The sequence below is a fragment of the Martelella mediterranea DSM 17316 genome (assembly GCF_002043005.1).
Taxonomy (GTDB): domain Bacteria; phylum Pseudomonadota; class Alphaproteobacteria; order Rhizobiales; family Rhizobiaceae; genus Martelella; species Martelella mediterranea.
In genome coordinates, this window is the sequence record NZ_CP020330.1 from 2,865,189 (window position 1) to 2,889,537 (window position 24,349).

At 62.5% G+C, this 24,349-nt stretch carries 19 protein-coding genes; 8 read left to right on the forward strand and 11 right to left on the reverse strand.

Translation table 11 applies throughout. The annotated features are described in order from the left end of the window. Positions 1-92: 92 nt before the first annotated feature. Both Mame_RS13380 and Mame_RS13385 read right to left on the reverse strand, forming a co-directional pair. Positions 93-1,013: a calcium/sodium antiporter gene (locus Mame_RS13380; RefSeq protein WP_018062982.1), complete on the reverse strand. Its 921-nt coding sequence runs from the start codon at positions 1,011-1,013 to the stop codon at positions 93-95. Positions 1,014-1,328: 315 nt separating this feature from the next. Beyond that, positions 1,329-2,375 (reverse strand): aldo/keto reductase, encoded by a 1,047-nt coding sequence (locus tag Mame_RS13385; protein WP_026173168.1) that lies wholly within the window; start codon positions 2,373-2,375, stop codon positions 1,329-1,331. Positions 2,376-2,600: 225 nt separating this feature from the next. Here Mame_RS13385 and fabD point away from each other — a divergent pair, with 225 nt between their 5' ends. The 7 genes from fabD (at position 2,601) to gmk (ending at position 9,334) form a co-directional block, all read left to right on the forward strand. Continuing rightward, on the forward strand, positions 2,601-3,545 hold the full coding sequence (fabD, locus tag Mame_RS13390) for an ACP S-malonyltransferase (protein WP_018062984.1): 945 nt from the start codon (positions 2,601-2,603) through the stop codon (positions 3,543-3,545). Between the two features lie 49 nt (positions 3,546-3,594). Then, positions 3,595-4,332, forward strand: a complete 738-nt coding sequence (gene fabG / locus Mame_RS13395) for a 3-oxoacyl-[acyl-carrier-protein] reductase (RefSeq protein WP_018062985.1) — start codon at positions 3,595-3,597, stop codon at positions 4,330-4,332. A 277-nt stretch (positions 4,333-4,609) separates the two neighbouring features. Continuing rightward, positions 4,610-4,846, forward strand: a complete 237-nt coding sequence (locus Mame_RS13400) for an acyl carrier protein (RefSeq protein WP_018062986.1) — start codon at positions 4,610-4,612, stop codon at positions 4,844-4,846. Between the two features lie 236 nt (positions 4,847-5,082). Continuing rightward, positions 5,083-6,345: a beta-ketoacyl-ACP synthase II gene (gene fabF / locus Mame_RS13405; protein WP_018062987.1), complete on the forward strand. Its 1,263-nt coding sequence runs from the start codon at positions 5,083-5,085 to the stop codon at positions 6,343-6,345. A gap of 224 nt (positions 6,346-6,569) precedes the next feature. Then, positions 6,570-7,721: an endolytic transglycosylase MltG gene (gene mltG / locus Mame_RS13410; RefSeq protein ID WP_051085063.1), complete on the forward strand. Its 1,152-nt coding sequence runs from the start codon at positions 6,570-6,572 to the stop codon at positions 7,719-7,721. 84 nt (positions 7,722-7,805) lie between these two features. Continuing rightward, positions 7,806-8,693 carry a YicC/YloC family endoribonuclease gene (locus tag Mame_RS13415; protein WP_026173169.1) on the forward strand — a complete coding sequence of 296 codons (888 nt, stop codon included), beginning with the start codon at positions 7,806-7,808 and terminating at the stop codon, positions 8,691-8,693. A 2-nt stretch (positions 8,694-8,695) separates the two neighbouring features. Next, positions 8,696-9,334: a guanylate kinase gene (gmk, locus tag Mame_RS13420; protein ID WP_018062990.1), complete on the forward strand. Its 639-nt coding sequence runs from the start codon at positions 8,696-8,698 to the stop codon at positions 9,332-9,334. Between the two features lie 47 nt (positions 9,335-9,381). On the opposite strand, the gene Mame_RS13425 is transcribed toward gmk, so the two are convergent. The 9 genes from Mame_RS13425 to Mame_RS13465 form a co-directional block, all read right to left on the reverse strand. Further along, positions 9,382-10,782: a sulfatase family protein gene (locus Mame_RS13425; RefSeq protein WP_018062991.1), complete on the reverse strand. Its 1,401-nt coding sequence runs from the start codon at positions 10,780-10,782 to the stop codon at positions 9,382-9,384. Further along, complete coding sequence (locus Mame_RS13430; RefSeq protein WP_018062992.1) at positions 10,761-11,729, reverse strand: carbohydrate kinase family protein; 969 nt, start codon at positions 11,727-11,729, stop codon at positions 10,761-10,763. The genes Mame_RS13425 and Mame_RS13430 overlap by 22 nt, the downstream gene beginning before the upstream one ends. A 9-nt stretch (positions 11,730-11,738) precedes the next feature. Continuing rightward, on the reverse strand, positions 11,739-12,740 hold the full coding sequence (locus tag Mame_RS13435) for an ABC transporter ATP-binding protein (protein WP_018062993.1): 1,002 nt from the start codon (positions 12,738-12,740) through the stop codon (positions 11,739-11,741). A gap of 4 nt (positions 12,741-12,744) precedes the next feature. Then, entirely contained in the window at positions 12,745-13,578 is an 834-nt protein-coding gene (locus Mame_RS13440) for a carbohydrate ABC transporter permease (protein WP_018062994.1), read from the reverse strand. Then, positions 13,575-14,519 carry a carbohydrate ABC transporter permease gene (locus Mame_RS13445; RefSeq protein WP_018062995.1) on the reverse strand — a complete coding sequence of 315 codons (945 nt, stop codon included), beginning with the start codon at positions 14,517-14,519 and terminating at the stop codon, positions 13,575-13,577. The genes Mame_RS13440 and Mame_RS13445 overlap by 4 nt, the downstream gene beginning before the upstream one ends. 66 nt (positions 14,520-14,585) lie before the next feature. Further along, the gene (locus tag Mame_RS13450; protein ID WP_018062996.1) at positions 14,586-15,854 is read right to left on the reverse strand and encodes an ABC transporter substrate-binding protein; all 1,269 of its coding nucleotides are present in this window, start codon (positions 15,852-15,854) and stop codon (positions 14,586-14,588) included. A 182-nt stretch (positions 15,855-16,036) separates the two neighbouring features. Then, entirely contained in the window at positions 16,037-17,590 is a 1,554-nt protein-coding gene (locus Mame_RS13455; protein ID WP_018062997.1) for a hypothetical protein, read from the reverse strand. Continuing rightward, complete coding sequence (locus tag Mame_RS13460) at positions 17,587-18,852, reverse strand: Gfo/Idh/MocA family protein (RefSeq protein WP_018062998.1); 1,266 nt, start codon at positions 18,850-18,852, stop codon at positions 17,587-17,589. Before Mame_RS13460 ends, Mame_RS13455 begins: the two co-directional genes overlap by 4 nt. A gap of 78 nt (positions 18,853-18,930) precedes the next feature. Then, positions 18,931-20,022 (reverse strand): GntR family transcriptional regulator, encoded by a 1,092-nt coding sequence (locus Mame_RS13465; protein WP_018062999.1) that lies wholly within the window; start codon positions 20,020-20,022, stop codon positions 18,931-18,933. 594 nt (positions 20,023-20,616) lie between these two features. Between Mame_RS13465 and dnaE the strand changes: the two genes are divergently transcribed. Further along, on the forward strand, positions 20,617-24,084 hold the full coding sequence (gene dnaE, locus Mame_RS13470; RefSeq protein ID WP_018063000.1) for a DNA polymerase III subunit alpha: 3,468 nt from the start codon (positions 20,617-20,619) through the stop codon (positions 24,082-24,084). Positions 24,085-24,349 lie beyond the last annotated feature (265 nt).

A 24,349-nucleotide genomic window follows, 5' to 3' on the forward strand; every position in this document is an offset into this window, starting at 1 on the left:
TGAGATGACCTCAAAGCGCTTCGGTTCTGGTCTTTTGTTCATGGATTTAATATGACTATTTTAGTCCAGTTTGGCAATATCCCGCGCGAGGCCTATACCAGCGCCCAGATATACGCCGCATAGGCCGCCAGCATCGCCGCCCCCGTCGCCCGGTGGAATTTCGGGGCGAAGAACAGCATCAGCGCGAAGAACACGGTCGCGGCCAGCATCACCGGCACGTCGAATGTGGCGAAGCCCTCCGGCACGGGCAGCGGCGCGATCACGGCGGTGGCGCCGATGATGCAGAGCACGTTGAAGATGCAGGAGCCGGTGACATTGCCGATCGCCACGTCCGAGTGGCGCTTGAGGGCGGCGACGACGGCGGTTGCGAGTTCCGGCAGGCTGGTGCCGAGCGCGACGACCGTCAGCCCCACCACCGCGTCGGATATGCCGAAATGGGCGGCAAGCTCGGTCGCGCCGCGGATCAGCAGTTCCGCGCCGATGATCAGCAGGATGAGCCCCGCGACGATCAGCACTGTCATCTTCCACACCGGCATCGCGCCATCGGCCGGCAGTTCCGGCGCGGTGTCCGCGGCGGCGGCGAAGCGATAGGTTCTGAAAAGGTAAAGCGCGAGCAGCGCCAGCAGCACGACGCCGGCAAGCCTGCCGATCACGTCAAACTGCACCAGAAGCAGCAGCAGCACGGCGGAGGCCGTCATGGCGATGGCATCGCGGCGCACATTCCTGTCCCAGGCGGAAATCGGGAAGATCACCGCGGCCGCGCCGACGATCAGCAGGATATTGGCGATGTTGGAGCCGACCACATTGCCAAGCGCGATGCCCGGCGAGCCGGTGAGCGCGGCGCGGACGGAAACCAGAAGCTCCGGCAGCGAGGTGCCGAAACCGACAATCACCAGCGACGCCACCAGCGGCGATATCCCCATCCGTCGCGCGGTCGCAACCGCACCTGAAACCAGCCATTCCGCCCCGAAATAAAGCCCGATCAGACCGAGCGCGATATAAAGAAAATCCAATGCAAGTCCCCATTCTGGCCGGGCGTCGCCGGCGTTTGGGTTGGATATGGGGGCTTACGCGCAAGAGACAATGCGTCGATGAGGAAATTGGGTGGGGAAGCGCCGCGATCTGGGCGAAAGTGCTGCGCACCGCGCCGCAGCCATCAATCTCCGCCCTTGAGGGGGAGATGTCGCGAAAGCGACAGAGAGGGGTAAAGGGCGCAAGCCCTAAAAGCCGCATACGCCGTGCTCTCGGAGAGGGTTCACCCCTCTCTGCCCCTGTCGGGGCATCTCCCCCTCAAGGGGGGAGATTGTCTGGGGGCTATGCGGCCTCTCTCAGATCGGCGCGGGGAAGGTCCGGTGCACCCGTGCGATATCGCCGAGAATATCGTCGGTCATGGCGACGTCTGCTGCGGCGATGTTGGTCTTGAGTTGCTCCATCGAGGTCGCGCCGATGATGGCGGCGGTCACGAAGGGGCGGGACAGCACGAAGCCGAGCGCCATCTGCGCCGGGTCCAGCCCGTGGGTTTCGGCGAGCTTGCAATAGGCGTCGACCGCCGGTTCCTGATGCTCCTGCAGCCGGCCGCCGAGATCGGCAGACGAGACCGCCGCGCGCGAGCCGTCCGGCAGCTTCCCGTTGCGGTATTTGCCGGTCAGAAGCCCGGCGGCGAGCGGCGAGAATGCCAGAAGGCCGACATCCTCGTGATAGGCGAGTTCCGCCATGTCGAGATCGTGGTGGCGGTAGAGCAGATTGTACTCGTTCTGGACGGTCGCGATCCGCGCCCGGTCCTTCGCCTCGGCGCGTTCGAGGTATTTCATCGCGCCCCAGCAGGTCTCGTTTGAAAGCCCGATCGCGCGGATCTTGCCGGCCTTCACCAGCTCATCCAGCGTATCCAGCGTCTCGGCGATATCGATGCGCGCCCGGAACCGGTCCTGCCCGAAGGGGGAATAGGACCACGAATTGCGGAAATGGAAATGGTTCCGGTTCGGCCAGTGCACCTGGTAGAGGTCGATGTAATCGGTCTTCAGCCGCTTCAGGCTGTCGTCGAGCGCCGTGCGGATGCCCTCCGGCGTCAGCGGGCTGCCATTGCGCACCCAGGGGCGGCCGGGGCCCGCCACCTTGCTGGCGAGCACGATATCGTCGCGCTTCTTGCGCGCGCTCAGCCATGCGCCGATGAATTCCTCGGTGCGGCCGTAGGTTTCCGGGCCGATCGGGGTCACCGGATACATCTCGGCGGTGTCGAAGAAGTTGACGCCGTTTTCCACGGCATAGTCCATCTGGGCGGAAGCTTCCTCCAACGTGTTCTGCGTGCCCCATGTCATGGTGCCGAGACAGATTTGCGAAACCCTGATGCCGGTGCGGCCCAAACTTTTGATTTTCATGAATATACCTTGAGAAACGACTTGCGTGATCAGTGACGCGACTTTAGCCGGAACCATCCGGTACGCAAGCGTATCCGGGCTTTTTTCGGTGTCGGCCTTGTGGAACCGCATTGTGGCGCGCCCTTGACTTGCGCGATCGAAACGTCAATTGGAGAACGAAAACCGACGCGATCCGGTACTATAAGGAACGCGCGGGGAGGTTTCACGGCAAAGAGGCTGATTGAGATGAGCGTTGCATTCACCTTTCCCGGTCAGGGAAGCCAGACCGTCGGCATGGGCAAGGCGCTGGCGGATGAGTTTACCGCCGCCCGGCTGGTGTTCGAGGAAGTCGACGATGCGCTCGGCGAGAAACTCTCCGCCATCATCTGGGAAGGTCCGGAAGACCAGCTCCAGCTCACCGCCAACGCCCAGCCGGCGCTGATGGCGGTGTCGCTTGCAACCGTCAGGGTGCTGGAGGCCGAAGGCCTCGATCTGGCGAACGACATTTCCTATGTCGCCGGCCACTCGCTCGGCGAATATTCGGCGCTCTGCGCCGCCGGCACCTTCTCGCTGGCCGATACCGCCCGGCTTCTGCGCATCCGCGGCAATGCCATGCAGCGCGCGGTCCCCGTCGGCAAGGGCGCGATGGCGGCGATCATCGGTCTCGAATTCGAGGATGTCGAGGCGCTTTGCGAAGACGCCTCGGCTGTGGGTGTCTGCCAGATCGCCAATGACAATGGCGGTGGACAGGTGGTGATCTCCGGCAGCAAGGACGCCGTCGAAAAGGCGGTCGGGATCGCGACGGAGAAGGGCGCCAAGCGCGCGCTGCTGCTGCCGGTCTCCGCACCCTTCCATTGCGCGCTGATGGCGCCGGCCGCCGACGCGATGGAAGAGGCGCTGGCCGAAGTCCGCCGCGGCGAGCCGGTGGTGCCGGTGATCGCCAATGTCCGCGCCGCGCCTGTTTCCGACCCCGATGAGATCACGAAGCTGCTGGTCGAGCAGGTCACCGGCCGGGTGCGCTGGCGCGAGACGGTGAGCTGGTTTGCGGCAAACGAAATCGAAACGCTCTATGAAGTTGGCGCCGGCAAGGTGCTGACCGGTCTTGCGCGGCGCATCGAGCGTTCGCTCTCCGGCGTCGCGATCAACGAGCCGGGCGATATCGACGCGGCGCTGAAGGCGATCAAGGGCTGAAACCGAAACGGCCCGCGATTGGCGGGCAAACATCTGACGAGGTTATGACATGTTGGATCTGACTGGCCGAAAGGCGCTCGTTACCGGCGCCAGCGGCGGCATCGGCGAGGCGATCGCCCGCATGCTCCACGCCCAGGGCGCGACCGTAGCACTCCACGGCACCCGCGCGGAAAAGCTCGAGGCGCTGGCTGGCGAGCTTGGCGAGCGCACTCATGTGTTTCCCGCCAATCTTTCCGACCGCGCCGCCGTCAAGGAACTCGGCGAAAAGGCCGAGGCGGATCTCGGCGGCATCGACATCCTGGTTAACAATGCCGGCATCACCAAGGACGGCCTGTTCGTGCGCATGAGCGACGCGGACTGGGAAAGCGTGCTGGAGGTCAACCTCACCGCCGCCTTCGTGCTGACCCGCACCATCATGCATCCGATGATGCGCCGCCGCTTCGGCCGGGTCATCAACATCACCTCGATCGTCGGCGTCACCGGCAATCCGGGCCAGGCCAATTATTGCGCCGCCAAGGCCGGCATGATCGGCTTTTCGAAATCGCTGGCGCAGGAAGTCGCGCCGCGCAACGTCACGGTCAATTGCGTCGCCCCCGGATTCATCGAAACCGCGATGACCGACAAGCTGAACGACAAGCAGAAAGAAGCGATCCTCGGCGCCGTTCCGATGAAGCGGATGGGCAGCGGGGATGACATTGCGGCCGCCGTCACCTATCTTGCCTCCAACGAGGCCGGCTATGTCACGGGCCAGACCTTGCATATCAATGGCGGCATGGCCATGATCTGACATCGCGGTCCGCTCCACGCGGGCCGTCGAAAATGCTGGAGAGACCGGCAACGCGGTGTTTTTTGGGCTTTGCGCTCAGAACAAAGCATGGTAAGCGGGCCGGGACTGCCAAGAACAGTCCAATGAACGAAGCCCGGTCCATCGGCCGGGATTTCGGTTTAAGTGGGCGTTGGTTCACATATCTGCCGCGGCGTGTTTCCTTTTGGAGGGCCGGCGGCTTTCACATAGCGGATGTCAAGGCATCCGGTAGAACTTGAGACAGGTCGAGGAAACCGACATGAGCGATATCGCAGAACGCGTTAAGAAAATTGTAGTTGACCACCTGGGCGTGGATGCCGACAAGGTTGTCGAAAGCGCAAGCTTCATCGACGATCTCGGCGCCGACTCGCTCGATACCGTCGAGCTGGTCATGGCCTTCGAAGAAGAGTTCGGTGTGGAAATCCCCGACGATGCCGCTGATTCGATCCTCACGGTCGGCGATGCCATCAAGTTCATCGAAAAGGCTCAGGCCTGATCGACTGAAAATTCAGGGCGGCGTTCGGGTCATACCTGCAACCCGCCTCGAACGGCCCGGTGATACGGGCCATTTTTTTGTCCTGCGTTCCGGGACGGGAACGCATCAAGGACGGTTTTGCGCTTGTGGCGAGAGCGTTTATAGTCGGGCGAATGTCGATTCCACTCGGCATTGGCCGGCATGAAACGCTGGTCATGATGGCAAGAAACTTGAGAAAAATGGGGGGCGATCCACCAATGAGGCGTGTCGTAATCACCGGTCTGGGCATGGTAACGCCGCTTGGCTGCGGGGCCGAGGTAACCTGGTCGCGTCTGCTGGACGGCGTCAGCGGCGCCAGCAAGGTCACCGCGTTCGAAACGGAAGATCTTGCAGCCAGGATTGCATGCTCGATCCCGCTTGGCGACGGCAGCGACGGAACCTTCAATGCCGATCAGTGGCTGGAGCCGAAGGAGCAGCGCAAGGTCGATCCGTTCATCACCTATGCGATCGCCGCCGCCGACATGGCACTTGAGGATGCCGGCTGGCATCCCCAAAGCGATGACGACCAGATCGCGACCGGCGTGCTGATCGGCTCCGGCATCGGCGGGCTCGAAGGCATCGTCGAAGCCGGCTACACGCTGCGCGACCGCGGCCCCCGCCGCGTTTCCCCGTTCTTCATTCCCGGCCGCCTGATCAACCTTGCCTCCGGCCAGGTCTCGATCCGGCACAAGCTGCGCGGCCCCAATCATTCGGTCGTCACGGCCTGCTCCACGGGCGCGCATGCGATCGGCGACGCCAGCCGGATCATCGGCTTCGGCGATGCCGATGTGATGGTTGCCGGCGGCACGGAATCGCCGATCTGCCGTATCGCGCTCGCCGGCTTTGCCGCCTGCAAGGCGCTCTCCACCAATTTCAACGACGAGCCGCAGCGCGCCTCGCGCCCCTACGATGTCGACCGTGACGGTTTCGTCATGGGCGAGGGCTCCGGCATTGTGGTGCTCGAGGAGCTGGAACACGCCAAGGCGCGCGGCGCGAAGATCTATGCCGAGGTCGTCGGCTACGGCATGAGCGGTGATGCCTTCCACATCACCGCGCCGAGCGAGGACGGCGAGGGCGCGTTCCGTTGCATGACCTCAGCGCTGAAGCGCGCCGGGATCGCCCCGTCCGATATCGATTATATCAATGCCCACGGCACCTCGACGATGGCCGACACGATCGAACTCGGCGCCGTCGAGCGGCTGCTGGGCGATGCCGCCGGCAAGGTGTCGATGTCCTCCACCAAATCCGCGACCGGCCATCTTCTGGGCGCGGCGGGCGCGATCGAGGCGATCTTCTCGACGCTGGCGATCCGCGACAATGTCGCGCCGCCGACGCTCAACCTCGACAATCCCGAGCGAGAGACGGCGATCGACCTGGTGCCGAAGGTGGCCCGCAAGCGCAATATCGACGTGGCGCTGTCGAATTCCTTCGGCTTCGGCGGCACCAATGCCTCGCTGGTATTGCGGCGCTACGCGGATTGAGCCTACCGCCATTGTGGACATGGAAAAGAAACGGCTGACATTTTGCAGCCGTTTTTTTATTGAAGAGCAGGTTTTGGCAGCCGTTGACGACGAATCAGCGGCTCGACCGGCTAAGCTTAGACTGGCCGTTTTCATCCGGTTCGCCGGCAATGTCGGACATTGATAGAAACAGCGATACCGGCAATTCATTTGGGTCAGGCGGCTTTCCAAAGTCGTCGAGGAACATGCGAAAAGGGGGTCCGGTGAGCGGCTCGGATCAGGATAGTGAGCGCGGTTCAGCGCCGGAACGCAGACCGGCGTCGGTCAAGTCCGCCAAGCAGGCGTTGCGGCCCGAGCGCGTGCCCCAGCCGAAGGCGCGGTCCCACAAGGCCAAAAGCCCGGTCGTCATCTTCCTCAACTTCATGATGACGCTGCTGGTGCTGTGCTGCCTCGGCGCGATCGCGATCTATTACTACGCCATGTCGAGCTATCGTGACCCCGGTCCGCTTGCCGGCGATACGGAATTCACGGTGAAGAGCGGCGCCGGGCTTGCGACGATCGCGCGTGACCTGGAGCGCGAGGGCATCATTTCCGATTCCCGGATTTTCCGCTATGTGACGGCCGCGCGCATGCGCGACGGCGAGACGCTGAAGGCCGGCGACTACGAGATCGAGGCGGGCGCTTCGATGGAAGAGATCGCCGATCTGTTCGAATCGGGAAAATCGATCCTGTTCAGCATTTCCTTTCCCGAGGGACTGACGGTGCGCGAAGTCTTCGACAAGCTCGCCGCCGACCCGAACCTGTCCGGTGACCTTCCCGAGGAACTGCCGCCGGAAGGCAGCCTGATGCCGCAGACCTTCTCCTTCGCGCGCGGAACGCCGCGCACCGAGATCGTGGAGCAGATGAGGGAAGGGCAGGCAGCGCTGGTCGATGAAATCTGGCTGCAGCGCGCCAGGGACCTGCCGATCGAGAACAAGGAGGAATTCCTCACGCTGGCCTCGATCGTGGAAAAGGAGACCGGCGTGGCGGAGGAGCGGCCAATGGTGGCGGCGGTGTTCCTCAACCGTCTCAAGCGCGGCATGCGCCTTCAATCCGATCCGACGGTGATCTACGGCATCTTCGGCGGCGAGGGAAAACCCTCCGATCGCCCGATCTACCGCTCCGATCTCGACAAGGAAACACCGTACAATACCTATCGCATCAATGGTCTGCCGCCGGGACCGATCGCCAATCCCGGACGCGATGCGTTGGAGGCCGTCGCCAACCCCGCCGAGACCGATGCGCTCTATTTCGTTGCCGATGGCAGCGGTGGCCACGCCTTTGCCGAGACGCTGGATGAGCACAACGCCAATGTGCGGGCCTGGCGCAAGGTCGAGGCAGAGCGTTCCGCCAACTAAAAACGGTGCGTTTGCCCGTCTGTTGCGTTCCGGCGGCGCGTCAAATCCTGTAGTGTGCCGCCACGCGAGCGTTAGCGAGGGACCATGACACAGCAATCGATGACAGGTTTTGCCCGCAGTCAGGGGCAGTTCGATCGCTATCGCTGGACCTGGGAGCTGCGTTCCGTCAACGGCAAGGGCCTCGATCTGCGTCTCAGACTGCCGCAGGGTTTTGATCATCTGGAAAGCGCTGTCAGAAAGCTTGCCGCCGCAAGGCTGACGCGTGGCAATGTGCAGGTTGCGCTCAACCTCAGCGTATCCGACAGCAAGCTGGAACTGGCCGTCAATGACAGCGCGCTCGAGGCCGTGCTCGATCTCAAGTCCCGGCTTGCTGCCAGGCTGGATGATTCGCGCCTGTCGCTCGAAGGATTGTTGGCGATTCGCGGCATTGCCGAACTGCGCGAGGCGGAGGAGCGTGGCGAAACCTTGCAGAAACGCGAAGCCCTGATCTTGCACGATCTTGAACTCGCAATCGATCGGCTGGCTTCGATGCGTGCGGAGGAGGGCGAGAAGATCGTCGCCGTGCTGCAAGGGCAGGTCGACGCGATCGAGGCGCTGACGGACGATATCGAGGCGGATCCCTCGCGCCAGCCCGCCATGATCGCGGCAAAACTCTCCGAACAGGTGCAACGGCTTCTGGAGGCGGCCCCCTCGCTCGAAAGCGATCGGCTCTATGCCGAGGCGGTGCTGCTGGCCACGAAATCAGATATCCGCGAGGAGATCGACCGGCTGCGCGCCCATGTGACGGCCGCCCGCGCGCTGCTCGGCGAGCCCGGCCCCTGCGGTCGCCGGCTCGACTTTCTCGCGCAGGAATTCAACCGCGAGACCAATACGATCTGTTCCAAATCCAATTCGGTGGGGGTTACGGCTGCCGGGCTTGAATTGAAAACGGTGATCGATCAATTTCGCGAGCAATTGCAGAATCTGGAGTGAGCATGGACGTGAGCGAAACGGTGAGACGGCGGGGCGTGATGCTGGTGCTGGCGGCGCCTTCGGGCGCTGGCAAATCGACGATCGCGCGGCGGCTTCTGGCCGAGGACCCGATGATCGATCTTTCGATCAGCGCCACCACGCGGCAGATCCGCCCGAGCGAGCGCGAGGGCGTGCATTATTTCTTCATGGATCCGGAAGGCTTCATGAAAAAGCGCGACGAGGGCGCCTTTCTCGAATGGGCCGAGGTGCATGGCAATTATTACGCCACGCCGAAGGCCGCTGTCGAACAATCCCTTGCCGCCGGGCGCGACGTGCTGTTCGATATCGATGTGCAGGGCGCCGAGCAGTTGAAACAGGCCATGCCCGGCGATGTCGTCGGCATCTTCGTGCTGCCGCCCTCGATGGAAGCGCTGAGGGCCCGGCTTCTGGCGCGCGCGGAAGACAGCAAGGCCGCCATGGAAGTGCGCCTCAAGAACGCCACCGGCGAGATTTCGCACTGGCGGGACTACGAATATGTCGTCATCAACGATGACCTTGACGACGCCTACGACCTCGTCCGTTCGATCCTGCGGGCCGAGCGCGCCAAGCGCGAACGCGAAACTGCAATCCCGCGTCACGTCGAGCGGTTGCTCGGGAACTAGAGCTCAGGTGATCTCGGCGGGCAGACCGGCCTCGGATATCAGATAGGTTATCGCGAGCCGGGTTTGTCCGGGTCGAAATCGAAGCGGTCCGGCACCGCGAGGCCGTTTTCGAGGTGTTTTTCGATGGCGCGCAGCGATACGCCGTCGCGATAGAGCCAGGGGTCGCGGGTGCCCCGCTGCCAGGCTTCTGTCGCGGCCCGCATTTCAAGCAGGCGGTCGCGGTGGTCCGGGTCGTCGGCCAGGTTGGTTACCTCATATGGATCGGCCTCAAGGTCGTAAAGTTCCTCGGGCGGGCGGCGGACATAGTCCTTCACAGTCCGCCTGCCGATCATCGCCGGGTTCTGATTGCGGATACCCTCCCATGTCAGCGAGCCGTAGAGATCGCCCGAGAAGGGGAAGTCGAGCTGCCAGGCGACATTGCGGTGATATTTGTAGCGGGTGGTTCGCATGAAGCGCGTCGGCCAGTAATTGGTGATCTCGTGGAAGGTGTGCGAGCCGAACACGGCCTGCCATTCCTCTTCGAGCGTTTCGGATTCGAGGATCGGTAGCAGTGAACGTCCCTTGCGCGGGCCGGGCGGCGGCGTATGACCGGCCCAGTCTAGAAAGGTCGGCAGCAAATCGGTGAATGACACCAGATTGGGGTTTTCGACGCCCGCGTGACCACCGGGCCTGCGGATGATCAGCGGCAGATGCACGCCGGCATCGTAGAGCGTGGTCTTGGAATTGAGGAAGGGGGAACCGTTGTCGGAAAGGAAGACGACGAGCGTCTCATCGGCAAGTCCGGCCTTTTCCAGTTCATCGAGCACCATGCCGACGCCCTGATCGAGGCGGTGGATCGAGCGGTAATAATCGGCCAGTTCGTGGCGCACCTCCGGCAGGTCGGTCAGGAAGGGCGGCACGGTCACTGCTTCGGGCGCAAAGATGCGATCCTCGACGCCGGGATAGGCGCGGTCATTGCCGAAGCCGCCGCGGGTCTCGTCGCGATGCGGATCAATGAAGCTGATGGTGAGGAAGAAGGGCTTTTGCTCCGCTTTCGCGTCCCGGAAAAAGGCAGCGGCGCGGTCGGCCGCCCAGCGCACATCGCGCTGCCAGCTCTCCTCGCGCACCTGCCATGGATAGACCGCATCCGGGCCGACATGGATCTTGCCGATAATCCCGGTCTTCATGCCGGCGGCGTTCAGAAGAGCCGGGGCGGTTTCCACATGATCGAAGGTCATGAAGTGGTGATTGTCGTGGTTGAGGCCGTATTGTCCGGTCTCATGCGTGTGCAGGCCGGTATAGATCACCGAGCGGCTGGCCGAGCACGAGGCGGTGGAGGTGAACGCCATGTCGAAGCGTGTGCCGGTTTCGGCAAGCCGGTCGATATTGGGCGTCGCGATCGCGGCCTCGCCGTAGCAGCCAGTCATGCGTCCGAGATCGTCGGCGATCAGGAGGAGGATGTTGGGCATGGTGCCAGACTCTTTTCCGGGAAGATCGCAGCGCCGCTGCGGGGAAATTCGCTGATCACGGCGGAGGCGACATCAATGCCGCGCCTGAGCGCCGCGCGTTCGGTTTCCCCCTCCGCGACGGCGCTCAGATAGCCCGCGTTGAAGGCGTCGCCGGCGCCCACCGTGTCGATGACGTCGAGAGGGAGGGCCTGTTCGATAATATAGTTGCGATGCCGGTAGCAGGCGGCGCCTTCCGGACCGCGTTTCACAAGAAGGGCGGCATCGGCGCGCATATGGGGGGCGAGCGTCCGGCAGGCGGCGTGCACGGCGTTCTCGCCGGATAGCCCGAGCGCTTCCTTGTCGTTCAGCAGGACATGGTCGGCGAGGCCGATCCATGCGTGGGCTTTGTCGACTGCGTCATCGGTCCAGCCTCCGCCCGGCCAGCCGGGGTCGATGGCGATGGTTGCGCCGCGCGCTCTCAACCGCTCCAGAAACGCCGTGTGCTCCGCCATCAGGCCGGGCAGGGCGAAGCCGCCGGAGACCAGCGCGATCGCGCCAGCAAGCGGCCAGTCTTCAAGCGCTGAGGAGAAGAAGGCGGCATCGAGCCCGTCGAGATGGCCATTGGTGGAAAAGAAGCTGCGCTCGCCGCCCGTCTGCAAGATGCCGACGGACATCGATGTCGGGCCCGGCCGGGCGGCGACCCAATCGAGCGCGCTGGCGAACTGGTGGGTGATCATCGCGCCCGCCGCGTCGCTGCCGGTCGCCGAGACCAGGCCGACGGGATGGCCGAGACGCTGGAGCGCGAGCGCGGTATTGGCCGCCGATCCGCCGATGCGGAAATCCGAGCGTTCCAGAAACACCTCCGTTCCCCATTCCGGCCAGTCATCGACGCTGCCGGTCACGAGGTCGAGATTGGCATTGCCGATGACGCAGATCGGGCGCGGCGGTTCGGTTGGTCTGCCGTTCATGCCAGCCTCCTAGATCGCCGCGCCGGCCGCGTCGAAGCGATGCAGCGCCGTCTCGTCGGGCGTCACGAAGACCGTTTCACCGGCTTCGAAATCCTGCGCGCCTGGCGCACGGACATTCAGCATGCCGGCATTTTCGGTTTCCACGTGAATGTAAGTATCGCTTCCAAGTTCCTCTGAAAGCAGCACTTTCCCGCTCCAGAGGCCATCCTCGCGCGAAATCGCGAGATGCTCCGGGCGGATGCCGCAGGCCGCTGCGCCGAACCCTTCCGCGATGTCGCCCTCGATCACATTCATGCGCGGCGAGCCGATGAATTCGGCGACGAAGCGGCTGGCGGGCTTCATGTAGAGCTCCATCGGCGTGCCGACCTGTTCCACATGCCCGGCGTTCAGCACCACGATCCGGTCGGCGAGCGTCATCGCCTCGACCTGATCATGGGTCACATAGATCATGGTCACGCCCTTCATACGCTTGTGAAGCGCGGCGATCTCGATGCGGGTATCGACCCGGAGTGCCGCGTCGAGGTTCGACAGCGGCTCGTCGAACAGGAAAATGCGCGGCTGGCGGGTGATCGCCCGGCCGATGGCGACGCGCTGGCGCTGGCCACCGGAAAGCTGGCGCGGCTTGCGCTCGAGATAGGGCGTGATCTGCAGCATCTCGGCCGCCTCGCGAATGCGCTTGTCGGCCTCGGCCTTGTTGAGCTTCGCCTGTTCCAGGCCGAAGGCCATGTTCTCATAGACCGTCATATGCGGATAAAGCGCGTAGGACTGGAACACCATGGAGATGCCGCGCTTTGCCGGCAGCACGTTGTTGACGCGCTCGCCGTCGATCATCAGGTCGCCGCCAGAAATATCCTCAAGGCCGGCGATCAGTCGCAACAACGTGGACTTGCCGCAGCCGGACGGGCCGACGAAGACGACGAACTCGCCTTTTTCGAGGTTGAGGTCGATATCCTTCAGCACCTCGACATGGCCGAAGGACTTGCAGATTTTCTTCAGTTCGATGGAGGCCATGAGACTATCCTTTCACGGCGCCGGCGGTGAGGCCGGAAACGATTTTGCGCTGGAAGACGAGAACGAGCGCGATCAGCGGCACGGTGACGATGACGGACGCCGCCATGATGTTGCCCCACGGCACCTCGAATTCCGAAAGGCCCGAGATCATCGCGATCGCCACCGGCACGGTGCGCTGGCTGTCGGTCGACAGGAAGGTGAGGGCGAACAGGAACTCGTTCCAGGCGTGGATGAAGGCGAGCAACCCGGTGGTGACCATCGCTGGCCATATCAGCGGCAGGAAGATGCGGCGGATGATGGTGAACGACGAGGCCCCGTCCATGATCGCCGCCTCCTCGATCTCGATTGGCATGTCGCGCATGAAGGTGGTCAGCACCCAGACCGTGAACGGCAGGGTGAAAATCATGTAGGAGAACACCAGCGACCACAGCGAATTGAACAGGCCGAAATTGCGGATCAGTTCGAACAGGCCGGAAAGCACGGCGATCTGCGGAAACATCGACACCGACAGGATGGTGAACAGCAGCAGTCCGCGCCCCCTGAAGCGGATGCGGCTCAGCGCAAAGGCCGCCGTGACGCCGAGAGACAGCGAGAAGATCACGACGACGGTGGCGACGAAGATCGAGTTGAAGATCTGGTGGCCGAAAACGCCGTCGGTCAGCATGTGTTGGTAATTGTCGAAGGTGACCGCCTTCGGCAGGTAATTGACCTCGAACAGCGCCTGGCCATTCTCCAGCGAGGTCAGGATCGCGTAGTAGAACGGAAACAGGGCCTGAACGAGAATGACCAGAACGAGCGCGTAGAACGCGATGCGTTTGACGGGAGTGGGGATGGTCATCGCTCACCTCCAAGGTTCATGCGGGTGGCGCGGATGAAGCCGATCGTCAGAAGCGCGATGATCAGGAACAGCAGGGTGGAAGCCGCCGAGCCATAGGCGAACTGGTCGAAATCGAACAGGTTCTCGCGCGCGAACACCGACATGGTGGCGGTATTGGGATTGTTGGGGGTCAGCACATAGACGATGTCGAAGACGCGCAGCGCATCCAGTGCGCGGAACACGATCGCCACCAGCACGGCCGGCATGATCAGCGGCAGCGTGACCTTGCGGAACACGCGCACGGGATGAATGCCGTCAAGCTTCGCCGCCTCATACATGTCCTTCGGCACCATCTGCAGGCCGGCGAGGATCAGCAGCGCCATGAAGGGCGTGGTCTTCCAGATATCGACGATCAGCACGGCGAGAAGCGCGGTGTCGGGATTGGCCGTCCAGGCTACTGGCTCGGCGATGATGTGCAGTTTCATCAGGATATCGTTCAAAATGCCGAACTGGTCATGCATCATCCACGCCCACATCTTGGCCGAGACGATGGTGGGGATTGCCCAGGGGATGAGAACGGCGGCGCGCACCAGCGCGCGGCCGGGAAACTGGGTGTTGAGCACCAGCGCGATGACCATGCCGAAAATGGTTTCGAACAGCACCGAGAAGAAGGTGAAGCGCAGCGTGTTCCAGACCGCCCGCCACCAGTCGGGGTCGGCGAGAAGCCCGTAGAATTCGCCGGTTCCGTCGCCAAAGTCGAGATATTCGAGGTAGTTGCGGAAGCCGATCCATTGCGCCTGGCCGGGGAAATCGATCGACGCATCGGTGAAGCCGAAATAGATCGTTCTGACCAGCGGATAGACCGCGACCACGGCCAGCACTGCCAGCATCGGCGCCAGGAACACCCAGGCCGAGACGACGCGCTGATGCGACAGGGTCGATTTTTCGACCGGTTCTGCCATGTTCCGTTCCCTTCTTCTCTTGCGCAAAACGGCGCCGCGCCGGGGTGCGGGCGGCGCCGTTATGTCTTACCAGCCGTTGCCGCGCAGGCGCTTCAGCTTGGCTTCCAGCTTGGCGAGGTTCTGCTCGGCGGTGCCGTCGCCTGAAAGCGTATCATGCACGGCGGTCCAGAATTCCGAGGAGACCTCGTTATATTTGCGCTTGGTGGCGGCCGACGGGCGCGGCAGGGCGTTGAGCACCACCGGCTTCCAGCGCGGAATGAAGGGCTGGGCCTCGGCCACTTCCGGATCGTCGTAGACGGCCGTCACCGTCGGCGGACGCGAGGTCTCGATCGCGCGTTCCTTCTGGTTTTCGAAGTTGTTGAGGAACTTCACCAGTTCGATCGCTTCGTCCGGGTTGGGTGAATATTTGGAAACGGCGAGATGCCAGCCGCCCAGCGTCGCCGCCGAACTGTCGCCCTCGCCGCCGACGGGCAGCGTGGTCACGTCGAACTTGCCCTTGACCGGAGAATCCGGACCATCGGCCAGCGCATAGGCATAGTTCCAGTTGCGCATGAATACCGCATTGCCCGACTGGAACACGCCGCGCGCATCCTCTTCCATGTAGTTGAGCACGCCCTGGGGCGCGATGGTACCGACCCAGGATTTCGCCATGTTCAGCGCTTCGGCCGCTTCCGGATTGTTGATGCCGATCGAGCCGTCAAGCTCGACGATCCGGCCGCCGCCATAGGAATAGATCCATTCCTGGCCGTTGCAGGTCAGGCCCTCATAGGGCGCGCCCTGGAAGACGAAGCCCCACATGTCGCCATTGCCCTCGGCCCGCTCGCCATCCATGATGACCTTCGCGGTTTCGGTCATCTGGTCCCAGGTCTCGGGAACCGGTTGATCGTATTTTTCCAGAAGATCCGTTCGGTAGTAGAGCGCCGGGGCGCCGAGGAACATCGGCAGCGCGACGAGCTTGCCGTCGACGGTCTGCGATTCAACGGCTGCCGGAACGAACTGGTCGATGATATCGGCGGTCGCCTCCGTCAGGTCGACGAAGTGGTCGGCAAGCTGCGGCGCGCCGATGACGTCGATGCGGTAGACGTCGATATCCGGCGACTTGGCCGAAAGCCAGAGCTTGTACTGGCCGAACTGGTCGGTCGTCGATTCCGGCATGGAGACGATGTTGACCGTGTTGCCGGTCATCTCCTCATAGCGGTCGAGCTCCTTGCGCAGAACCTCGTTATCCTTGCCGATGGCGCCATGGACGATGTTGAGTTCGACGGCGCCGGCCGAGACCGCCATCAGCGCGCTTGCGCCGAGCAGCACGCCCGTGAATTTTCCAAAATGCTTCATTGCCTGTTCTCCCTCCGGCCTTTGTCAGGTCCGGTTTTCAAAAGTTCCCGCGGTTGAAAGCCGGTCCATCGGGGGCCGCTTTCCTGTTGTCCGGGCAATCCGGCGCATCGCCGTATCACGGCCTTGCCGTCATTGCCCGTATGGGCCCGATCTTGCGATCCGGCGGTTTCGCCTGTCTCGTCTCACGCCTCCCTTCTGCAGAAAATCGGCGAGGTCCAGGCCATCTGCCCGGTCTTCTCGCGCAGCCTCACATAGATGGTCTCGCCGTCGGCCAATGCGCCGAGCGCGACCGTGCCATGCCATTGCCATTGGTGCGGTCGCGGCAGGGCGTGGAAGCGAAAAGCGGGGCTGTCGATCGGGCCGAGATTGCCCGAAAGCGCGCCCTCGAAAAGCTGATCGAGAGCAATATCGAGCTGCTTGCCCGAAAGCGTCGCCTTCAGCCGCGCCCCGGGTCCGGTCTTCATTCGGATGGCAAAGCCCTGGGTGGCGGAGGTGACGTTGTTGGGGTTGGCTGCGGCGGTGACGGAGAACCGGACCTCGCCATCTTCAAGGTGCAGGCTCGGCAATCGCGCCGCCTCGTCCTCGCCCTCGAGCGGTGAGACGATCTCCGCGCCGCGAAAACGGGGCTCCAGCCCGGTGATCTCGCCGCCTTCCAGCGTGATTTCGCCGGACCAGTCATGGCTCCTGCCGCGCGCGCCCCAGCCGAGTTCGACAAACAGGATGGTTTCCGCTTCGCTCCCGGCCTCGATCGGTGCGGGGCTCAGTTCGGGCGAGATACGCTCGAACAGTTCGCCGTTTCGGAAGATATCGATGCTATCGATGAAACCGCCGCCGATCGCTTCGATTTCCAAGGCGGCGTCGGGCGAGGGCGCTGTGATACCGCCCTGCACGGTGTCGCCGATCGCCGTCAGCAGGTGAATATTGTCGCCGGTCAGCGCATTGGTGCGACGCGCGCGCATCGCCTTGAAGATCGCGTCCCGACTGTCATCTGCCGCGTAGACCGCCATGCGGCCATGGCCATAGGAGCCGGGGAATGCGGAATGATGGTCGGTATTGCCGACGATGCCGAAGACCGCGCCGCGCTTCAGCCCCGCGCGCATGGTCGATGCGCCGTCCACCGGACCCATGGAATGCAGATAGGAGCGTTCGGATTCGGATTCTTCCGCGCATCCATGCATCGAGAACATCTCGACGAAGGGCGACAGTTCGGGATCGAACGTATCCCAGTTGATGCCGCGCGCGCCCTGCCGGTAGCCGATATGATGCGGAAAGGCGAGGGCGCTGTCGCCCTTGGCGCTGCGAAGCGCCTGCTTCAGTTCGGCCGGGCTATCGGCAAGTTCCGGTTCGGCGACATCGAGGTCGCCATAGACGATCGTGTAGTCGCCATGTTCCGACGAGTGGATCTCGTAGCCGGGAAACACGGCGAAGCGGCCGGGATTCTCGAAGGCTTTCAGCACTTCGAAATGGTCCTTCCAGTTGGCCTTGAGTTTGGCAAAACCCTTGACGTGGAAATCGACGATATGGGCGACCTCCGGCACGTCGACCGGCATATCGGGCCAGGCGGCATGTCCGGTGATGGAGACGAAGTCGAGTTGCAGGGCGGCGCGGGCCAGCGCGTCCTCCAGCCGGCCGTGGCCGTAAGAGAGGGCGCAGTGGTTGTGGATGTCGCCGAACAGCGGCTGAAGGCCGAGCCGGTTGGCAAGTGGGGTCAGGCGTTCGGGGAAACGGCGGGTCATTTCGCAAACTCCTGGGTTTCGGGATCGACGGGCATGCCGCCATTCTTCATGGATTTCTGCGCCGCCAGAACGATCCGCAGCGAGGCAACGCCATCATCGATGCCGACGGGCGGGTTTTCGCCGTCCATGAAGCGGCGGAGCGTGCGCACAAGCTCGAGATCGGCGCCAAAATGGGTCGAGCTGCGGTCCGGGCTGGTAAAGCCGAGCGTGCCGTGCTTGCGGCCGTAATCCTCGACGATATCGATTTCGCCGGAATGACGCTCCATCCGGATACGACCCGAGGAGCCGACGATTTCCAGCGTTTCCTGATCCTCGGCCCAGGGGCCGAAAATGGCGAAGAACAGACAGGCCGACACGCCGTTTTCATAGCGGATGGTGACGATGGCGTGGTCGTCGATGTCGGCGCCCGGCCGATAGACGCAGGTATCGTTGCGGTCCTCCGGCAGCGCCGCCTCGCCCCAACTCGGATTGGCGATGGCGCCTGCGCCCTCGAAGCGGTCAACCAGCGTTTCATGGCGGCGATAGGGACAGTCCCGGTCGCAGAGCGAACAGCGCTCCGGCGCGTTCGGGTCGGGCGGAAACACATTGCTGCGGCCGCCAATGGCCGTGACGGAAAGCGGGCGGGCCCGCGCAACCCAGTTCAGCACGTCGAAATGATGCGAGCACTTGTCGTTGAGCGCGCCGCCCGACAGCGCCTGCTTGCGGTGCCAGAGCTGGAGATAGCGGGTATAGGGGATGACCGAGCGCAGAAGGATCATCTGTGGATCGCCAATGCGGCCGGAATGGGCAAGCTTCACCGTCTCGACCCACGGCTTTTCGTAGCGTCGGGTGAATGCCATCAGTACTGGCTGACCGGAGCGCCTTTCCGCCGCCTGAATGGCTTCCGCGTCATCGAGCGTCACCGAGATAGGCTTGTCCAGATAGACACGCTTGCCGGCCGCGATCGCCGCCTCGACCGGCGCGCGATGGGCGTTGGTATGGGTGGTGACGATTACGAGATCGACGGCCGGATCCGCGACGGCGGCTTCCAGGCTTTCAAATATCCGCACGGCTTGGCGGATGCCCGCCTTGCCGTAGAGCCCGTTCAGATGGTCGGCGGCATAGCCGGCGCGGTCTTCCAGCCGGTCGAACACGCCGATGATGCGAAAGCCGGTCTCCGCCGCGATTTCGGCCATGCGCGAGCCGACATAATAAATGCCGCGCTCGCCGGCGCCGATGATGGCGACGCCCGTGGTTTTCTGCTGGACCGGCTCCTGGAGCATTCAACGCCTCTGCACTTGTATTCGTTATCGGCATTGGATGGTATTTGAGTATATTTATGCGTACAATAAATGATGTACTCAATCGGTGTGGAGATCGATCACCGAACCATGGCGGACGTAGGAAATGGGGAGATAATGGGTCTGCGGCTCCTCCGGCCTGTCGGCGATTCGCGCGCGGATGATCCGCTCGAACACCGCAAGCTTTTCGTCGTGGCTGTTGCCCACCACGTCGAATCGGCCGAGATGCTCCGATTGAAAATCCGTGCTGCCGAGCATGATGACGCTGAGGTCGCGGCCCGCTTCGAGGCCGAGTTTGGCGAGCGCGCGTTCCAGAATGAAACCTTCGACAACGCCCCAGGCGATCAACGCCGTGAACGGAAGCCGCCCCTCGACATCGGCATGCCGACCGATGGCCGCGGCAATGTCGTCGATCTGATAGCTGCCGGGCAGCGCGTTCAGCTCGATCAGAAAGCGCTGGTCTGGATCGGGAAGGAAGCTGCCGAGCAGGTGGAACTCGCGGCGCGCCATGGCGATCTGGCGGGCATGATGGGCCGATGTCAGAAAGGCGATCTTGTCGTGGCCGCTTTCCCTGAAGGTGCGGAAGGCGATCGACAGCGCCTCGCGCCAATTGGTGCCGATGGCGTCGACATCGATGCCGGTCGCCGAAACCCCGTCGATGACGATATGGTCGGCCTGCCTGTGGAGGGCGGCCAGGAATGCGACCGTCAGAATCTCGAAATTCACCTGAATGAGGCAGGCTCGGAACCGCCCGATCCGTTCCAGCACGTCGATCGCCTGGGCGTCGCTCGAAAAGCCGAGCTGCAGCACTGAAAAGCCGGCGGACTTTATCCGTGTCGCGACCTCCTGCAGCGTCACCCGCGCCAGCCTGCTGTCGGAGTTGCGATAGAGTATAAGAAGGTCCGCGGCATAATTCTCGGGCTCCTTCTCCTCGGGCATGCCGGCGACGACGATACCCGCACCCGGACGGGCGATCAGACGGCCGTCCTCGAGAAACGGCTTCAGCGCCGCCTCCACGGTGCGCTGCGCCGTTCCGAATTCGCGCATCAGATGACGGACGGTCGGAAGCCTTTCGCCCGGCGATGCCCTGTCAATCCTGTCGTCCAGCCACCGCCCGATAGCGGCGACGACCTGCTTGGTCTTGTTCTGCATCTGGGTATTATGAGTATAATTTATACCCGATGCAAGTCGCGAATGGAGTTTGGGATTGCTTTCGACCGGGGCTATCTGAAAAGGCAAAATCGGGTTCGTCTGTCGCGCTTTCGCGGCCGACGGCTTTGGGCGAAGTCTTCGCTCTTGTCGAACCCGAAATACGGCGCCGGGAGCCTTCGCGCGGCGGATCGAATTGTGCATGAAACCTGAACAAAGGTGCCGGAGAGCGGCCTCTGTCGAGGTTTTTTTCAGGAACGGACTTCTATCAATATAGTACATATTTTCAGATGCTTGCCCGGATTTCGAGTCTCTTCGTGCGCAGTGGTTCGTCTTCGTCGGCAATAAACCGGCTTGAAATGAGAACAAAAATAGAACATAAAAGGACTATAAGCAAAACGGAGGCAATCATGACCGATATTCTGCGCGACATCGCGGCTTTCTTCTCAGTCAGCCTGTTTCTGGCCAGCATGGCGTTGATCGTGAGCTCGCTATAGGTTTCTGTGCATTGCGAGACGAGCGATTGCACCGGCGTTGCTCGCCTGCCAAAATCAGGTGACGTATCTGATTTGGCGGCGATGAAGGAGTAATCTCGAGATGCAGGCTGAAGGCAAAGAGCAGGCGGTTCGTTTCGTGCATTTGCGCGTTCACTCGGCCTATTCGCTGCTCGAGGGCGCGCTGCCGCTGAAAACGGTGATGAAGCTCGCCGTAGCCGACAGGCAGCCCGCAATTGCGGTGACCGATACCAATAATCTCTTCTGCGCGCTGGAGTTTTCCCAGAAGGCCGTGGGCGAGGGGCTCCAGCCGATCATCGGCTGCCAGTTGTCGATCGATATGGAGGATGGTGGCGACGGCGAGCGCCGCAGCGGCGGACATCTGCCGCCGAAGAAATCGTCAATCGTGCTACTCGCCGCCGATCCGACTGGCTATGCCAATCTCATGCATCTTGTCAGTGAGGCCTATCTCGGCGGAGAGGGGCATGACAGTATATATATAACGAAGTCATGGCTCAGCGCGCATTCGGACGGACTGATCGCGCTCACCGGCGGGCGGACCGGCCCGATCGACGAAGCCGTTATTTCCGGCTTCGAGGCGAAGGCCGCTGAAAGGCTCGCATTCCTGAAATCCGCTTTTGGCGACCGGCTCTACGTGGAAGTGCAGCGGCACGGCAACTTCGACGTCCAGCACGAGCGTCGGGTTATCGCTCTCGCTTATGAACTCGATCTTCCGCTGGTTGCGACCAATGAGGCGTTTTTCCCGAGCCGCGATGATTTCGAGGCGCATGATGCGCTGATGGCGGTGGCGCACAATGCCATCGTATCCGACGATCGCCGTTTCAGACTGACACCGGATCACTATCTGAAGTCACAGGAAGAAATGGCGGCTCTGTTTGCCGATCTGCCCGAAGCGATCGAGAACACGGTGGAGATCGCGCGCCGATGCAGCTTCGTGCTGGATACCCGCATGCCCATTCTGCCGCGCTTCACCGGCGCCTCAGATGATCCCGAAGAAGCGGAGCGGGCGGAGGCCGCAGAATTGCGCCGGCAGGCGCGTGAGGGTCTGGAGGCGCGGCTCGCCCATGTGGGCCTGAGCCCGGGCCACACGCGCGAAGAGTATTTCGAGCGGCTTGACTATGAGCTCGGCGTGATCGAGGGCATGAAGTTTCCGGGCTACTTCCTGATCGTTGCCGACTTCATCAAATGGTCGAAGGAACGCGATATTCCGGTGGGGCCCGGCCGCGGCTCCGGCGCGGGTTCGCTGGTCGCCTATGCCCTGACGATCACGGATGTCGATCCACTGCGTTTCTCACTGCTGTTCGAACGCTTCCTCAATCCCGAACGCGTGTCGATGCCGGACTTCGATATCGACTTCTGTCAGGACCGGCGCGAGGAAGTCATCCGCTACGTGCAAGAGAAATACGGCCGCGCGCAGGTTGCCCAGATCATTACTTTCGGATCGCTGCAGGCCCGCGCGGCGCTGCGCGACGTCGGGCGCGTGCTCGAAATGCCCTATGGTCAGGTCGACCGCATTTCCAAACTCGTTCCCAACAATCCCGCCAACCCCGTGACGCTCGCCCAGGCGATCGAGGACGAACCCAAATTTCAGGAGGCCGCCGAGGAGGAGCCGATTGTTGGTCGGCTGCTCGCGATTGCACAGAAGATCGAGGGGCTCTACCGCCATGCTTCGACCCATGCGGCGGGCATCGTTATCGGTGACCGATCGTTGTCGCAGCTGGTGCCGATGTATCGCGATCCGCGCTCAGACATGCCGGTCACCCAGTTCAATATGAAATGGGTGGAGCAGGCTGGCCTCGTGAAGTTCGACTTCCTGGGGCTGAAGACGTTAACGGTGCTGAAGACCGCCGTCGATTTCATCGCCCGCAAGGGGATAGTGGTCGATCTCTCGCTCGTCCCGCTGGATGATCCCGAATCCTACGAAATGTTGGCGCGCGGCGAGACGGTCGGCGTGTTCCAGGTGGAAAGCGCCGGCATGCGCAAGGCGCTGATCGGCATGCGGCCCGACCGCATCGAGGATCTGATTGCGCTGGTGGCGCTCTACCGTCCCGGACCTATGGAAAACATCCCGGTCTATAATGCGCGCAAGCATAATGAGGAGGAGATCGAATCGATCCACCCGCTGATCGACCCGCTGCTAGCCGAAACCCAGGGCGTGATCATCTACCAGGAACAGGTGATGCAGGTGGCGCAGGTGCTGGCGGGCTATTCGCTCGGCGAAGCGGACCTTCTGCGCCGCGCCATGGGTAAGAAGATCAAGGAGCAGATGGACAAGCAGCGGGTCCGGTTTGTCGAGGGCGCGGTTGAGAAGGGTGTCAAGAAGCAGCGGGCCAACGAGATTTTCGATCTGCTCGCGAAATTCGCCAATTACGGCTTCAACAAGTCCCACGCCGCTGCCTATGCGATCGTGTCCTATCATACCGCCTTCTTAAAGGCGCATTATCCGGTCGAGTTCCTCGCTGCCTCGATGACGCTGGACATGGCCAATACCGAAAAGCTGAACGATTTCCGTCATGATGCGCAGCGTCTCGGCATCGAGGTCGTCGCCCCTTCGGTGCAGACCAGCTTCCGGCATTTTGAGCCGGGCGAAGGACGGATTTTCTATGCACTCGCGGCCATCAAGGGCGTCGGCGAGGCGGCGGTCGATCACATCGTCGCGGTCAGAGGGGACCGGGCGTTCGATAGCCTGGAGGATTTCGCGCGGCGGATCGATCCGAAACTCGTCAACCGGAGGGTGCTCGAAAGCTTGATCTGCGCCGGCGCCTTCGATTGCTTTGGCAAAGATCGCGCGGCGCTTCTGGCCGGTCTCGATCGCATCATCGGTCTGGCGCAACGCAGCCAGGACGACAAGACGAGCGGACAGGCAGATATTTTCGGCAGCGCTGGCGACTTGCCTCAGATCACGCTACCGGATTATACCCCGATGCCGGATTCGGAGCGGCTGATGCGCGAATTCCAGATGCTGGGCTTTTATCAGACTGCCCATCCGCTTGACGCCTATGCCGATATATTGTCCCGCATGCGCGTCCAGAGCTTTGCCGACTTCTCGCTTTCGGTGAAGAATGGTTCCGGTCGCGGGCGCCTGGCCGGCACTGTGGTGGCCAAGCAGGAGCGCAAGACGCGCACCGGCAACCGTATGGGCATCATCACGCTTTCGGATGCGACCGGCCAGTTCGAGGCAGTGCTGTTCTCCGAGATGCTTTATCAGTACCGCGACCTCTTGGAACCGGGAACCTCCGTTGTCATCACCGTGGCGGCCGATGTCCGTCCCGAAGGGATCGGCATGCGGATACAGACGGTCCAGTCGCTCGAGGAAGAGGCGGTGCGCCAGCAAAGCGCGATGCGCGTCTACCTGCGCGATGATTCGCCATTGGCCTCGCTGTCCCGGCACCTGAACAGCAGCGGAGACGGGATCGTGTCCTTCGTGGTCATCCAGAACGAGGGGCTGCGCGAAGTGGAGGTCGAGCTTCCGGGTAAATACAGGCTCTCCCCGGAAGTGGCGTCAGCCATGCGCGCGGTATCGGGCGTGGTCGACGTCGAACTCGTTTAGCCATCGTCGGGAGTAGGGAGGGGGTTCGATTCGTTTCTGCAGCGGTCGAGTACCGGAGTCCGCTTCGTTTTTGGCGGCTATTGGGCGCGTTTGCACGTCGAAGTCGCAGAATATGCGGCGTTTTTGTCGCGTTCTGCTTGCCGTGGCTGGATGGAACCGCTCTGTTGATGCTTGTTTTCTTTACCTTTTGTAAAGGTTTGGGCCTCCCACGACCCCAACTTGTTGCGTATCGGCAACAGCAAGCCGGTAAGGAAGCCTCGGCGGC